The organism is Nonomuraea sp. NPDC002799, from assembly GCF_053592075.1.
Genome location: NZ_JBSFVA010000029.1, coordinates 1 through 12,924 on the forward strand (window position 1 = coordinate 1; position 12,924 = coordinate 12,924).

The window sequence follows — 12,924 nt, forward strand, 5'->3', positions numbered from 1 at the left end:
GACGGCGACCGGCTGATCCGCAAGACGCCGACCGACTCCACCCTCTACATCGACGACATGGAGCTGCGTTTCGACTTCGCCAAGGACGCGGTCGAGCAGACCCGCTACTACACCATCGGTGGCGAGCCGATCGCGGTGCGCACGCCGGACAACCAGGTCTCCTTCCTGGTCAACGACCACCAGGGCACCGCGCAGGCCGCGGTGAACGCGAGCACCGGCGAGCTGGCCGTCCGGAGGCAGACCCCGTTCGGCGAGGACCGTGGCGCACCGCCATCGTGGTGGCCGGGGCAGCGCGGGTTCGTCGGCGGCACCAAGGACTCGACGACCGGGCTCGTCCACCTGGGCGCCCGCGAGTACGACCCGAAGAACGGCCGCTTCATCTCGGTCGACCCCGTGATGGAGGAGCAGAACCCGCAGCAGCTCAACGCCTACGCCTACGCCAACAACAGCCCCGTCACCATGAGCGACCCCGACGGGCAGTTGTTCTGGTTCGCCGCGATCTTCGCGGCCAGGATCGCGGCGCAGATCATCGCCAGGAGGCTGGCCATCGCGGCCGCCAGGCGCGCGGCCATCGCGGCGGCGCGTGCGGCGGCCAGGCGGGCCGCTCTCGCGGCGGCGCGGCGCCGGGCGCTGGCCGAGGCCAGGAGGCGAGCCGCCGCTGCGGCCAAGAAGAAGGCCCTGGAGGCGGCGAAGAAGAAGGCCGCGGCCGCGGCCAGGAAGCGCCTGCAGGAGCAGGCCAAGAAGAAGGCGGCCGAGCGGGCCAGGAAGGCGGCGACGGCGCGGGCGCAGCGGCGGGCCGCGGCGGCGGCGAGAAGAGAGGCGAAGCGGAAGGCGGCTGACGCCGCGGCACGGCGCCGCGCGTCGGCGGCGGCCAGGACGCGCAACAGGCGGGCCGGCCGGCTCCCCAGCGGGGTCCAGCGGGCACGGCAGCGTCCGACGTCGCGGCCGACGAGTCATCGGGCGACCCAGCGGCAGTCGCCGCCCCGGGACAGCCGGCAGCCGATGCAGCCACGGCCGAGTCAGATCTACCGCAACGACGGCAGCACCCAGCCGACCCAGTCCTACACCGTCTACCGCGACGGCAGGATGTACCCCGACGGTCCGCCTCCGGCGGCTCGGTCGGGCGGGTCCGGCCAGGGTGAGCGGCAGATCTTCCGGCCCGAGCGGGTCGAGCCGGAGAACACCAGGACGGGCACGGTCGCCGAAACCGGCTTCCGGGTCACCGGCTGGATAGACAAGAGCGGTCTGGGTGACGCCTTGGACATCATCATCTGGGGACTGGGCGGCTGACGATCTCCCGATGCTGATCGGGGACCGGCGCGGGGCTCTTCGCAGCCCCGCGCCGGTGGCGTTCCCGGGGTCCTGAGCCCTAGAATCTTGTTCGGTTTCGACACGAGGAGGCGGCGTGAGCGCGTTCGATCTCAAGGGAAGGCAGGCCCTGGTCACCGGGGCGTCGAAGGGGATCGGGCGGGCCATCGCGCTCGCTTACGCGGAGGCGGGGGCCGACGTGGCGCTCGTGTCCCGGTCGGCCGACCTCCTCGCCGAGGTGGGCAAGGAGGTCGAGGCGTTAGGCCGGCGGGCCGTGGTCATCCCCGCCGACCTCACCGACCGCGCGGCCGCCGCGGGCGCCGTGGCGGCGGCGATCGACGGGCTCGGCCATCTCGACATCGTCGTCAACAACGCGGGCGGGTCCAACTTCCTCGTCGAGTTCAAGGACCTGCGGCTGTCCGGGTGGGACAAGCTGATGCGGCTCAACCTCGACACCGCCATGGCCGTCTGCCACGCCGTCGCCCCGCACCTGCTGGGCCGGGGCGGCGGCACCGTCATCAACGTGGCGTCGGTGGCGGCCCTCGGCGCGCCGTTCCTGGCGCCGTACGCCGCCGCCAAGGCCGGGCTGGTGGCGCTGACCAAGACGCTCGCCGTGGAGTGGGCGCAGGCCGGGGTGCGGGTCAACGCCCTGTGCCCCGGCTGGACGGCCACCGACCTCAACCGCAACCTGTGGGACGACGAGACGTCGGGGGCCGCCACGGTCGCCACCGTCCCCATGCGGCGGTGGGGGACCGTGGCGGAGATGGCCCAGCCGGCCGTCTTCCTGGCCGCCCCGGCCTCGGCGTACATGACCGGGCAGGTGCTGTTCATCGACGGCGGAGCCACCGCCATCTAGACGTTCTCCCGGCCGTCACGGGCGCGGTGTCCGGTGCCGGCGGAGAAGCGGTCCGGGCTATGGCGGGATATCGGCATACGTCACTTAGTGATTGTCGGGGTGAACCGGGCTAACGTGTGTCCGTGCAGCTCTACACACGATCGGCCGGGACCGGGCTCCCGGTGGTGTTGCTCCACGCGTTCCCCCTGTCGTCGGCGATGTGGCTGGCGCAGCGGGAAGGGCTGGCCAAGGCCTGCCGGGTCATCACACCTGACCTGCGTGGCTTCGGTGGGTCGCGGCTGGGCGAGGACGAGCCGTCCCTCGACCTGATGGCCGACGACGTCGCCAGGCTGCTCGACGATGAGGGCATAGACCGGGCGGTGATCGGCGGGCTCTCGATGGGCGGCTACGTGACCATGGCCTTCTGCCGTCGGCATTCCGACCGCCTGCTCGGCGCGATCCTGGCCGACACCAAGGCGAGCCCGGACCCGCCCCCGGCGAAGGACAACCGGGAACGCATCGCCCAGGCCGTGCTGACCGGCGGGAGCGAGGTGCTGGTCAGCGAGGTGCTGCCGGCGCTCATCGGCCCGACGACCAAGGAGCGGCGGGCCATGGTGTTCGGGCGCGTCAAGGGGCTGGTGCAGTCCGCGCCGCCCGGCGCCGTCGCCTGGGCGCAACGGGCCATGGCCGCGCGGCCCGACTCGTTCGAGACGCTCGGGGCGCTGAAGGTGCCGCTGCTGATCGTGGTGGGGGAGGAGGACGAGCTGTCGCCGCCCTCCGACGCCGAGGCGATGGCGCGGGCCGTGCCCGAGGGCCGGCTGGAGGTCATCCCCAAGGCCGGCCATCTGAGCGCGGTCGAGCAGCCGGAGGCGTTCAACGCGGCGGTGACCGAATTCCTCACCACCGCACTCGGCGGCGCACGCGAGTGAGTGAACGCGCCGGTCGTCCGGCGCGGCTTCTGACGAGGCGGTACGACCTCGCGCCGCGCGCTCTTGGCGGGGCGGCACGGCCTCGCGTCAGGCGCTCTCGGCCGGGCGGTACGACGTCGCGTCAGGCGTGTTCCTGGCGGGGCAGCACGACCTCGCGGATGATCAGGGAGATCGCCGCCGCCACGGGGATGGCCAGCAGGGCGCCGACGATGCCGAGCAGCGCGCCGCCGAACAGGGCCGCGATCACGGTCACCGCCGGTGTCACGTCCACTGAGCGTTTCATCACCTTCGGATAGACGAAGTAGTTCTCGACCTGCTGGTAGACCACGAAGAAGATCGCGCAGGCGATGCCGGCGGGCACCGACTGCAGCAGCGCCACGCCGGTCACCAGCACCGCGCCGATCGTCGCGCCCACCAGCGGGATCAGGTCCGTCAGCGCCACCACCAGGGCGAGCGCGAGCGCGTACCGGACGCCGGCGATCGACAGGAAGATCCAGGTCAGCACGCCCGCGATCACCGAGATCAGCACGTTGCCCGCGACATAACCGCCGATGCCGGACAGGATCTGCTCACTGATCGACCGCGTCCGCTCCCTGCGGGAGGCCGGCACCAGCCTGAGCAGGTACCCCTTGATCGTGTGCAGCGAGCCGAGGAAGTACAGCATGAGCACCAGCAGCGTCACGGTGGTGAAGAGGCCGTTCAGCACCACCAGCCCCGCGCCCATGATGCCGCTGGCCAGCGAGGGCCCGAGCGAGTTCGTCACGAACGACGTGACCTGGGTGGTGATCTGGTAGTCGGCGTCGAGCTGGCGCAACGTCGGATTCTTGCTCAGCTCGCTCAGGTAACCCGGCACCGCCGCGACGAACTCCGACAACTGCTGGCTCACCGGCGGCACGATCGCCAGCCCGAACAGCGCGAACGCCACGATGACCCCGGCGAACACGATCGAGATGGCGCCGCGCCTGGCCAGGCCCCGGCGCTGCAGGGCCTCGACCGCCGGGTTGAGCCCCACGGCCAGGAACATCGCCACCACGACCAGGACGATCGTGCTCATCGATGCGACGACCATCTGCGAGATCGCGATCGCCGTCAGCACCCCCAGCCCGCCGACCAGCCCGAACAGGAACGGGCCGCGCGCGAGCGGCTTGCCCGGCAGCCCGTACGGCTGCGCCGCCGTCGTCACGGCCTGGGGGGCGCTCGCCTCCTGGCCCGCCCCCCGCTCGTCAGCAGCCGACTCGCGCTGCTCAGGGGCTGACTCGTGCTGCTCAGCAGCCGCCTCCCGCTCGTCAGGAGCTGCCTCCCGCTCGTTCTGCGGCGCTTGCGGTCCGGGCTCGACATCTGCGGACAAGGCAACGCTCCGGGGGGATCGGCGACAGACCATTGGCGAGCTCGCGGGAGCCCGGCACAAAGAGAGAGCCTAGCGACCATCCGGTCGCCAGGCCCTCTCCAGCCGTCATCCAGTCGTACTGTCTAGCCCCCGTGCAGTCGCCCCCGTGTGCCTACTCCTGCCACCACTCCGCGTCGTCCTCGGACTTGGCCTCGATCTTCGGGGCCGGCGTCGTGGGGGGTGCGGGGTGGTCCATCACCGGTGCGGCGATCGCGGGCTTCGGCGGGGCCGCCGTGACCGCGGGCTCCGGCTCCAGGCCCGGCAGCGCGGCGCCGCCGAGCAGCTGGCGGAGCTGGGCCAGGTGGCTGGTGATGCTGTCCCGCTGGCGGGTCAGCTCGTCGACCTGGCGCTGCATCGCCGAACGGGTGCGCTCGGCCTCGTTCTTCGCCTCGGTGACGATCGTATCGGCGCTGGACTTGGCCTCGCCGACGATCGTCTCGGAGCTCTTACGCGCGTTGGCGACGAGCTGCTTGGCGTGCAGGTCGGCCTCGCGGCGGGTCTGATCGGCCTGCTGCGTCGCCTTCGTGGCCCTCGACTCGGCCGTGGCGGCGCGCTGCTCGGCTTCGGCGACCAGCTTCTGGGTGGCGGCCTGCGCGGTGGCGTGGCGCTCTGCCTCCTGGCGCTCCGCCTCCTCGCGGCGCGACGCGAGCTGGATCTCGAACTCCGCCTCGTCCTGCGCCCGCTTGGCCTCCGACTCCTCCAGCACCCGCTGAGCCTGCGCGCGCATCTCGTCGGCCTGCCGCTTCGCGGTGGTCAGCACCTCGTCGCGCTCACGCTTGGTCGAGGCCCGCAACTGGGCGACCTCGCGCTCGGTCGTCGTGCGGAGCTTGGCGATCTCGCGCTCGGCGTCGGCCCGCTTCTCCGCGACCTCGTGGTCGGCGGTGGCGCGCAGCTTGGCGGCCTCACGCTCGGTGGTGTTGGTCAGCTCGTCGGACTCGCGGCGGGCCGTCGAGCGGATCTCCTCGGCGTCCCGCTCGGCGGTGGTGCGCATCTCGTCGCTCTCGCGCGTCGCCATGGCGCGCTTCTCGGCCGCCTCGGACTCGGCGGCGGCACGCAGATCGGCGGCATCGACCTTGGCGGCGGCCTTGATCTCGTTGGCCTCGGACCTGGCGGCCTGGACGAGCTCGGTGGCCTGCTCTTCAGCCAGGCGGAGCAACTGCTCGATGCGGGCGCCCAGGCCGGAGTAGGTGGGGCGCTCCTGCTCCTGAAGCTGGCGCTGAGAGTCGGACAGATCGCGCTGCAGGCCGGAAGCCTGCTCACGAGCCTGACGTAGCTCCCCGTCAAGCTGCTTCAGGTGATCGTGGACCTGATGCCGGTCATAACCACGGAGCACCACGTCGAACTCACGGGCTGGGGCGTCCTCGAAGAAGTTGTTGAGTTGGGCGTCGATGTCGGACTGCATGGAGGCTCGATCCTGGGTTGTCGAGACGGCTACACGGGCCGGACGGGGGGTTCGGGGCATCCGTACCGGGGGCCTGGCCTCGCGGCAGACCCCGTGTCCGGTGGAAGGCAAGCGTACTCCGCTGCTGCCACCTGCGAAGCCCCGTCCAACTTTCTGCGTGACTAGTTACATATGAACGTTTTTAGCGGTTTCTTCGGGCCCGGCCGCTTGCACCAATTCGGTCAGCATTCCTCCTACGTCCTTCGGATGCAGGAAGGCGATCTGCGAGCCCATCGACCCATGTCGGGGGCTCTCGTCAAGCAGCCTCACACCCTTTTCGTTGATCTTAGCCATGGTTTCAGTGACGTTGTGAACACCGAACGCCACATGATGGACGCCCTCGCCCCGTTTCGCAAGGAACTTACCGACAGGTGAGTCCTCGGTGAGGGGCTCCAGGAGCTGGATGTAGGAGCCTCCGCCGTCGCCGTCCGCGATGTGCAGCATGGCCTCCTTCACCCCCTGCGCCTCGTTGACTTCGCGAGCCACGACGGTGAGCTCGAACGTCTCGGAGAAGAAGGCGATCTTCTCCTCCAGATCCCGGCAAGCGATGCCGATGTGGTCGATCCGCATGAACATGTGTGGCCTACCTCCATAGCGATCATCCACCTACCCGTGGGTATGGTGTCAAAGAACCCCCGTTGTGAGCACAGGAGGCCGTTGCCATGTCCAGTTCCGTCATCGTCGCCGGAGCTCGCACCCCCATCGGCAAGCTCCTCGGCGCGCTGTCGGGCCAGGCGGCCGTCGATCTCGGCGGCATCGCGATCAAGGCCGCACTCGCGCGGGCGGGCGTCGCCCCCGAAGCCGTCGAGTACGTCATCATGGGCCAGGTCCTCCAGGCGGGCGCGGGACAGATCCCCTCCCGCCAGGCCGCGGTCAAGGCCGGCATCCCGATGACCGTCCCCTCCATCACCATCAACAAGGTCTGCCTGTCCGGCCTCGACGCCATCGCGCTGGCCGACCAGCTCATCCGGGCGGGGGAGTTCGACATCGTGGTGGCCGGCGGCATGGAGTCCATGACCAACGCCCCCCACCTGCTGCCCGGCCTGCGCAAGGGCGTCAAGTACGGCGGCGCCGACGTGGTCGACTCGATGGCCCACGACGGCCTGTTCTGCGCGTTCGACCAGTGCGCGATGGGCGAGTCGACCGAGCGCTACAATGCCAGGCTCGGGATCGGCCGCGAGGAGCAGGACGCCGTGTCGGCCCGCTCCCACCAGCTCGCCGCGGCCGCCGCCAAGAACGGCGCGTTCGAGGACGAGATCGTCCCGGTCGAGATCCCGCAACGGCGCGGGGAGCCGGTGGTGGTCAAGGAGGACGAGGGCGTGCGCGGTGACACGACCGTGGAGACGCTCGCCAGGCTGCGCCCGGCCTTCGCCGCCGACGGGACGATCACGGCGGGCTCGGCCTCGCAGATCTCCGACGGGGCCTGCGCCGTCGTGGTCATGTCGAAGGCCAAGGCGGAGGAGCTCGGCCTGGAGTGGCTGGCGGAGATCGGCCGGCACGGCAACGTGGCCGGCCCGGACGCGTCACTGCAGTCGCAGCCGGCCAACGCGATCAAGCAGGCGATGGCGAAGCAGGGCGTGACGGCCGGCGACCTGGACCTGGTCGAGATCAACGAGGCGTTCGCCAGCGTGGTGCTGCAGTCGGTGAAGGAGCTGGGCATCCCGCTGGACAAGGTCAACGTCAACGGCGGCGGCATCGCGCTGGGGCATCCGATCGGGGCCTCGGGGGCTCGGATCGTGCTGACGCTGGCGTACGAGCTGAAGCGCAGGGGTGGCGGCCTCGGGGCGGCGGCGCTGTGCGGCGGCGGCGGCCAGGGCGACGCCCTGCTCATCCGCGTGCCCTGACCGTGTCCGGCAGGGTGGCGACGCCCGCCTCGCCGGGTGCCCAGGAAAGGGGGGCGGTGCTCGTTTTGCCGGGTGCCCCGGCCGCGCTCACCGCTCGTCCGGCGTCTGGTCGCGGCCGGCCTGGTGGACGCGGCCCTGGCCGGAGGCTTCGCCGCGCATGAACACGGTCCTGGTGCCGTCGCCGGTCGAGATGACGCCGTTGTTGTCGCCGCCGACGGCGACCGATCGGGGCCCGGAGGCCGACACGGCGGGCCGGTGACCGGCCCGCTCCGGCGGCCTCGGCGGCTCCGGCGGCGCCGATAGCCCCGAAGGCTCAGCCGTCCCCGAAGGATCCGCCGTCCCGGAAGGATCCGCCGTCCCGGAAGGCTCAGCCGGCTCCGAAGGCTCCGACGGGGTCCGGGTGCTGATCAGCCCGTACACCGTGATCCCCAGCCCGATCAGGGCGACGAACACCCCGGCCACGCTGGCGAGCTTGTCGGCGGACTCCAGCCCGACCCGGGCGAACCAGACGCCCAGTCCTGCCGTCGCCGCCACCGCGACGCCGCCCCACACCAGTGAACGCTTCCGCATACCGCCATCATCGGCTCCACCTGCCCACTCGCACAATGTGCGCGGAAGATGGCCCACTGTGATGTAAAAAATTCTAGACATCGTGTCTGAGTTGTTTTACATTTCGAGCATGACAATCGAAGAGAAACGCGCGTGGATCTACGTGGTGGTCTCGGTCCTCGGGTACGGGACGTACGTGGCGCTCATCCTCGGCCGGGCGGGCGGCTCGCCGCTCACCGAGGCGCCGTACGCGGCGACCCTGCTGTGGACGATCGGCGCCGCGATCCTCGCGGGCATCGTGGCCCACATCGCGGTCTCGATGGCCGCCCCCGCCGACATCGGCAAGAAGGACCAGCGTGACAAGGAGATCTACCGGTTCGGCGAGTACGGCGGACAGTGGTTCGTCGTGGCGGGCGGCGTGGCGGCGCTCGTCATGGCCATGGCCGAGCTCGACCACTTCTGGATCGCCAACGTGATCTACCTGTCGTTCGTGATGTCGTCACTGCTGTCGTCGATCCTGAAGATCGTCGCCTACCGCCGCGGCCTGCCGTCGTGGTGAAGCCCACCAGCGTCACGAACTCGATCCGGGCCCTGCGCTTCACCCACGGTGAGATGACCCAGGCCGAGCTGGCCGATCGCATCGGCGTGACCCGGCAGACCGTCATCGCCATCGAACAGGGCCGTTACTCGCCCTCTCTGGAGATGGCGTTCCAGATCGCCCGGGTGTTCCGGGTCCCGCTCGACGACGTGTTCCAGTACCCCGAAGGGGAGGCATCATGAAAGCGATCGTGCAGCAGGCGTACGGGTCACCCGATGTCCTGAAAATCGCGGAGATCGAGCAACCCGAGCCCGGAGACGACGACGTGTTGTTACGCGTCCACGCGGCCGGGGTGGACCGGGGCGTCTGGCACGTCATGATGGGCGTCCCCTACGTGATGCGTCTCGGCACCGGCCTGCGTGCTCCCAAGAGCCGGCTCGGCATGGACGTGGCCGGGGTGGTGACGGCGACCGGCCGCAACGTCACCCGGTTCAAGGCCGGCGACCGGGTCTACGGCTGGTGCGCCGGGGCCTTCGCCGAGTACGCCCGCGCCCGCCACGACCGGACCGACCTCATCCCGGACGGTCTCACGTTCGAGCAGGCCGCGGCGGTCCCCACCTCCGCCTCCACCGCGCTCCAGGCGCTGGCGGGCGGCGAACGGGTGCGGCCGGGGCAGAAGGTGCTGGTCATCGGGGCGAGCGGCGGGGTGGGGACGTTCGCGGTGCAGCTGGCCAAGGTGTACGGCGCGCACGTCACGGGTGTGTGCGGCACGGCCAAGGCCGACCTCGTCCGGTCGATCGGCGCCGACGAGATCGTCGACTACACCCGCGCCGACTTCGCCGACGGCGTCCATCGCTACGACCTGATCCTCGACATCGGGGGCAACCCCTCGCTGTCGCGCCTGCGCCGTGCCCTCACCCCGCGCGGGACGGCCGTCCTCATCGGCGGTGAGAAGCCCGGGCGGTGGTTGTCGGGGCTGGACCGCGCGCTCCGGGCGGCCCTGCTGGCACCGTTCACCCGCCGGAAGCCGCGGCCGATGTTCGCGCTGCCGCGCGAGAAGGACCTGCGGGTGCTGACGGAGCTGCTCGCGGCGGGCAGGCTCGTGCCGGTCGTCGACCGCGCGTACCCGCTGAGCGAGACCGCCGAGGCCATCCGCTACCTGGAACGGGGCCAGGCGCGCGGCAAGGTGGTCGTCACGGTCGCGGCCTGAACAGCACGATGCCCCGGTCCAACCAGAAATGGACCGGGGCTCCGTGACGCTCGGGACCGACCAGGAATGCGGTCCCGGCGTGGGCCCCCCTAAGGGGGCATCTCAGCCCGGCCGCGAGGGAGGTTGCGGCCGGGCTGCTTGTGGGCGGTCACGAGGAGAGGAGCTTGGCGAAGATCGAGCGGTTCCGGAGCTCGGCCGGCTGCTCCTTCAGCGCCTGGCGTACCCGCCGCTGCAGGGCGGCGGCCCGGCGCAGCTCCGAGGCGTGGTGCTGCATGACGGTGTATTCGAGTTCGGCGTTCATCCGTGTGCTCCTGTGCTGGGGTGTCCTTGTTCCTGCACTCTTAAGACTCCGCCTAAGGCCCGCCACGCCACATCGGGCGTATGCCCTATCTCTGGAGGTAAGGCAGCTAGGGAGGTACTTAGGCGGACGCACAGGACGACTAAGGCACCCGTGAGCTAGGGCTCGTCGGTGTACTTGACCGTGACCTTCGTGAAGCCGAGCGACTTGAGCATGCCGGTCAGCATCGCCTTGGTGTTGGTGTCGGCCCGGGCGCGCAGGTCGCTCGCGACGGCCGCCTCGGTGATCTTCTTCTCGGCCAGCAGGTAGAGCTCCCGCTGGTCGCCCGGCGAGCCGGACAGGAAGTCCGAGACCCGGTCGAACAGGCCGCGCTGCTGGGCGAACACGTAGGAGCGGCTGTTGTCCAGGTTCGGCTTCTCCAGCTGGGCGCGCGGCAGGCGCACGGTCGCCTCCTTGCGGTCCTGCGAGACCGTCACCGCGTCCTTGGCCAGGGCGGAGAGGTCCACGTAGGCGTCCACGCCGCCCGCGCCGACGAACAGCGTCCTGGTGCCCTTGATCGGGTCGGGCAGGAAGTTGGCGTCCTTCTCCAGGTCCACGACCACCTGGAAGGTCCCGGTCGCGGCCTCGAACCGGCTCATGTCCTTGATGGACTCCAGGAGCACCGGCTGGCTGCGGTCGATGCTCTGCTCGCCGAGCGGGTTGAGCCAGGTCCAGGCCAGGCGGCCGCCCACCACGAGCAGGACCGCCAGGACCAGGAAGCCGGTCAGATATCGCCACCTGCGGCGTCGCCCGGTGGTCACCTCAGGCGCCGTCGTTCGGGAAGTCGTCATGCGTGCATGACTACCCGTATGTCGATCATCATTGCCAGCCGTTTGGTGACATGTTCGCTCCCTGGGTGGCCATCCGGGCATGACCTGTGCCCGAGTCGTCCGGCGCGTACGACGTGAACGCCGCCTCCGAGGCGGCCTGCGGCGCCCTCGCCGGGGCCGCCTCGTCGCCCGCGCCGAGGGACGGCGCGCCCGGGGCGCCCTGCCTGGCCACGTACGGATCCGACCAGCCCACCGTGGACGCGTCCGGCGCCCAGGCGGCGGCCGGCGTGTCCGGGGGCCAGCCGACGACGGGCGCGTCGGGCACCCAGCCCATCGCGGGCGTGTCGGACGTGATGCCGGCCGAGGGCGTGCCCGGCGCCGGGTTCTGCGCCGGCGTGCCGCTGGATTGGGGGTAGACCGGGTAGACGGCGTTGGACGACGACGGCGTCGGCCGTACGGACGGGGCCACCTGGGCGGGCGCGGGCCCGCCGCCGAAATGGGTGCTCAGCAGCCGGCACCGCTGGAAGTCGCTGTAGAACATGCGCAGCCACTCCCTGCGCTGGTGCTCGCTCAGCCACGAGAACCACGCCGTCGCGTACTGGTGCTCCGGTGTCGGCCCCTGCGGCAGCGGCTCGGCGCGCAGCCAGGCCATCACCAGCGACCGGTAGCCTTCCGCGACCGGGTCGGCGCAGCGGGTGGCCAGCGACTCGATGTAGTCGTAGGCGGCCTCCTCCGCGAACCCGGCGGAGAGGTCGGGCACGTGGATCGGGGCCAGCCCGCTGGACGGCTTCAGCTCCTCGCCCAGCGGCCGCTGCTCCACTCGCGTGAACGCCGCCGGCGTGCCCGCCAGCCGGGAGGCGGTCTGGGTGAACACCGCTCCGAGCTCGGTGAGCCCCGCCCGCATGCCGGGATGCACGCACACCGTGATCGGCCACTCCTGGCAGGCGTACGCGATGTCCTCCGCCGCGGCCGGCTTCGGCTGCGCCAGCACCCGCGACACGCCCATGCCCGCGGTCAGCACCGCCAGCAGCGCGCACCCCAGCACCAGAGCCTGCCTGGTGACCAGCGCCGCCCAGCCGAGCAGCAGGGCCGCGGTGATGCCCAGCAGCCAGATCGTCTGGTCGAAGAACGGCGCTCCGCTCAACCCCTGGAACAGGTCGTACGGCTCCCCGGTGCCGGGCGCCAGCTTGTCCGCCCAGCCCCGGTCGTCGGCCAGCCACGAGAACGCCCCGTAGCAGGCCAGCCCGGCCAGCGGCGGCGTGTACGCCCTGGGCAGCACCCAGCCGGCCACCCACCCGATCACCGAGTACAGGGCCAGCCCCGCCATGCCCATGCCCAGCCCTGACAGGCTCAGCCGGCCCGCCTGGTCGGTGAGCACGGTCTTGACCGCCAGCACCAGCACCGTCGCCCCGAACGACCCCAGCACCACCACCACGATCGCCAGCGGCGCCTTGAGCGCCCGCCAGGTCGTGAGCGAGCGCCCGCGCAGCGCCCGGCGCTTGCGCAGGGCCACCCAGGCCGCGAAAGCGGCGGCCACGGGCCCGGTCAGCCGCAGCGACCCGATGACCGCGGCCAGGATGTTCTCCCACGCGTCCACGCCAGGAATCAGGACGTTCCACGCAGCGATCAGGCCCAGAGCGAGCAGCACCGCGACCGTGACGGCCGCGCTCTGCTTCAGCTCTTCTCGTGAAACGCCCGCGTGCTCACGCACCCTTGTTCCAGTTGACGTTCATCAAGCACCCCCCGTGCCCCTTGGCGAGGCGGAAACGATCAGTC

General features: G+C 71.1%; 14 protein-coding genes. 7 read left to right on the top strand and 7 right to left on the bottom strand.

Translation table 11 applies throughout. From position 1 onward, the window contains the following. The 3 genes from ACWD0F_RS37465 to ACWD0F_RS37475 form a co-directional block, all read left to right on the top strand. Positions 1-1,290 (top strand): RHS repeat-associated core domain-containing protein (locus ACWD0F_RS37465; RefSeq protein WP_449884799.1); only part of this gene is annotated, 1,290 nt, incomplete at its 5' end. 115 nt (positions 1,291-1,405) lie between these two features. After that, positions 1,406-2,164 carry an SDR family NAD(P)-dependent oxidoreductase gene (locus ACWD0F_RS37470; protein ID WP_449884802.1) on the top strand — a complete coding sequence of 253 codons (759 nt, stop codon included), beginning with the start codon at positions 1,406-1,408 and terminating at the stop codon, positions 2,162-2,164. 122 nt (positions 2,165-2,286) lie between these two features. Then, positions 2,287-3,072: an alpha/beta fold hydrolase gene (locus tag ACWD0F_RS37475; RefSeq protein ID WP_449884805.1), complete on the top strand. Its 786-nt coding sequence runs from the start codon at positions 2,287-2,289 to the stop codon at positions 3,070-3,072. 121 nt (positions 3,073-3,193) lie between these two features. Here the strand turns inward: ACWD0F_RS37475 and ACWD0F_RS37480 are convergent, their stop codons facing one another. The 3 genes from ACWD0F_RS37480 to mce form a co-directional block, all read right to left on the bottom strand. After that, entirely contained in the window at positions 3,194-4,420 is a 1,227-nt protein-coding gene (locus tag ACWD0F_RS37480) for an AI-2E family transporter (protein ID WP_449884808.1), read from the bottom strand. A gap of 151 nt (positions 4,421-4,571) precedes the next feature. Then, positions 4,572-5,861: a DivIVA domain-containing protein gene (locus tag ACWD0F_RS37485; protein ID WP_449884811.1), complete on the bottom strand. Its 1,290-nt coding sequence runs from the start codon at positions 5,859-5,861 to the stop codon at positions 4,572-4,574. 165 nt (positions 5,862-6,026) lie between these two features. Continuing rightward, complete coding sequence (gene mce / locus ACWD0F_RS37490; RefSeq protein ID WP_449884813.1) at positions 6,027-6,476, bottom strand: methylmalonyl-CoA epimerase; 450 nt, start codon at positions 6,474-6,476, stop codon at positions 6,027-6,029. Between the two features lie 86 nt (positions 6,477-6,562). Here mce and ACWD0F_RS37495 point away from each other — a divergent pair, with 86 nt between their 5' ends. After that, on the top strand, positions 6,563-7,744 hold the full coding sequence (locus ACWD0F_RS37495) for an acetyl-CoA C-acetyltransferase (RefSeq protein ID WP_449884816.1): 1,182 nt from the start codon (positions 6,563-6,565) through the stop codon (positions 7,742-7,744). Between the two features lie 87 nt (positions 7,745-7,831). On the opposite strand, the gene ACWD0F_RS37500 is transcribed toward ACWD0F_RS37495, so the two are convergent. Further along, positions 7,832-8,314 carry a hypothetical protein gene (locus ACWD0F_RS37500; RefSeq protein WP_449884818.1) on the bottom strand — a complete coding sequence of 161 codons (483 nt, stop codon included), beginning with the start codon at positions 8,312-8,314 and terminating at the stop codon, positions 7,832-7,834. Positions 8,315-8,423: 109 nt separating this feature from the next. Here ACWD0F_RS37500 and ACWD0F_RS37505 point away from each other — a divergent pair, with 109 nt between their 5' ends. Genes ACWD0F_RS37505 through ACWD0F_RS37515 form a run of 3 tightly spaced genes read left to right on the top strand, consistent with a single transcriptional unit; the run spans position 8,424 to position 10,041 of the window. Continuing rightward, positions 8,424-8,852, top strand: coding sequence for a hypothetical protein (locus ACWD0F_RS37505; protein WP_449884820.1), 429 nt, complete (start codon positions 8,424-8,426; stop codon positions 8,850-8,852). Then, positions 8,846-9,073 carry a helix-turn-helix transcriptional regulator gene (locus tag ACWD0F_RS37510; protein ID WP_449884823.1) on the top strand — a complete coding sequence of 76 codons (228 nt, stop codon included), beginning with the start codon at positions 8,846-8,848 and terminating at the stop codon, positions 9,071-9,073. The genes ACWD0F_RS37505 and ACWD0F_RS37510 overlap by 7 nt, the downstream gene beginning before the upstream one ends. Beyond that, positions 9,070-10,041, top strand: coding sequence for an NAD(P)-dependent alcohol dehydrogenase (locus ACWD0F_RS37515; protein ID WP_449884825.1), 972 nt, complete (start codon positions 9,070-9,072; stop codon positions 10,039-10,041). The genes ACWD0F_RS37510 and ACWD0F_RS37515 overlap by 4 nt, the downstream gene beginning before the upstream one ends. A gap of 148 nt (positions 10,042-10,189) precedes the next feature. Here the strand turns inward: ACWD0F_RS37515 and ACWD0F_RS37520 are convergent, their stop codons facing one another. The 3 genes from ACWD0F_RS37520 to ACWD0F_RS37530 all read right to left on the bottom strand — a co-directional run bounded on the left by ACWD0F_RS37520 (position 10,190) and on the right by ACWD0F_RS37530 (position 12,859). Continuing rightward, the gene (locus ACWD0F_RS37520) at positions 10,190-10,342 is read right to left on the bottom strand and encodes a hypothetical protein (protein ID WP_449884828.1); all 153 of its coding nucleotides are present in this window, start codon (positions 10,340-10,342) and stop codon (positions 10,190-10,192) included. Positions 10,343-10,497: 155 nt separating this feature from the next. Next, positions 10,498-11,169, bottom strand: a complete 672-nt coding sequence (locus tag ACWD0F_RS37525; protein WP_449884830.1) for a DUF4230 domain-containing protein — start codon at positions 11,167-11,169, stop codon at positions 10,498-10,500. A gap of 28 nt (positions 11,170-11,197) precedes the next feature. Beyond that, entirely contained in the window at positions 11,198-12,859 is a 1,662-nt protein-coding gene (locus ACWD0F_RS37530; protein ID WP_449884832.1) for a hypothetical protein, read from the bottom strand. Between the last annotated feature and the right edge of the window lie 65 nt (positions 12,860-12,924).

Bases quoted from the DNA above. Each gene is read 5' to 3' on its own strand.
- ACWD0F_RS37485 (WP_449884811.1), bottom strand. From the start codon at position 5,861: ATGCAGTCCGACATCGACGCCCAACTCAACAACTTCTTCGAGGACGCC.
- mce (WP_449884813.1), bottom strand. From the start codon at position 6,476: ATGTTCATGCGGATCGACCACATCGGCATCGCTTGCCGGGATCTGGAG.
- ACWD0F_RS37495 (WP_449884816.1), top strand. From the start codon at position 6,563: ATGTCCAGTTCCGTCATCGTCGCCGGAGCTCGCACCCCCATCGGCAAG.
- ACWD0F_RS37500 (WP_449884818.1), bottom strand. From the start codon at position 8,314: ATGCGGAAGCGTTCACTGGTGTGGGGCGGCGTCGCGGTGGCGGCGACG.
- ACWD0F_RS37505 (WP_449884820.1), top strand. From the start codon at position 8,424: ATGACAATCGAAGAGAAACGCGCGTGGATCTACGTGGTGGTCTCGGTC.
- ACWD0F_RS37515 (WP_449884825.1), top strand. From the start codon at position 9,070: ATGAAAGCGATCGTGCAGCAGGCGTACGGGTCACCCGATGTCCTGAAA.
- ACWD0F_RS37520 (WP_449884828.1), bottom strand. From the start codon at position 10,342: ATGAACGCCGAACTCGAATACACCGTCATGCAGCACCACGCCTCGGAG.
- ACWD0F_RS37525 (WP_449884830.1), bottom strand. From the start codon at position 11,169: ATGACGACTTCCCGAACGACGGCGCCTGAGGTGACCACCGGGCGACGC.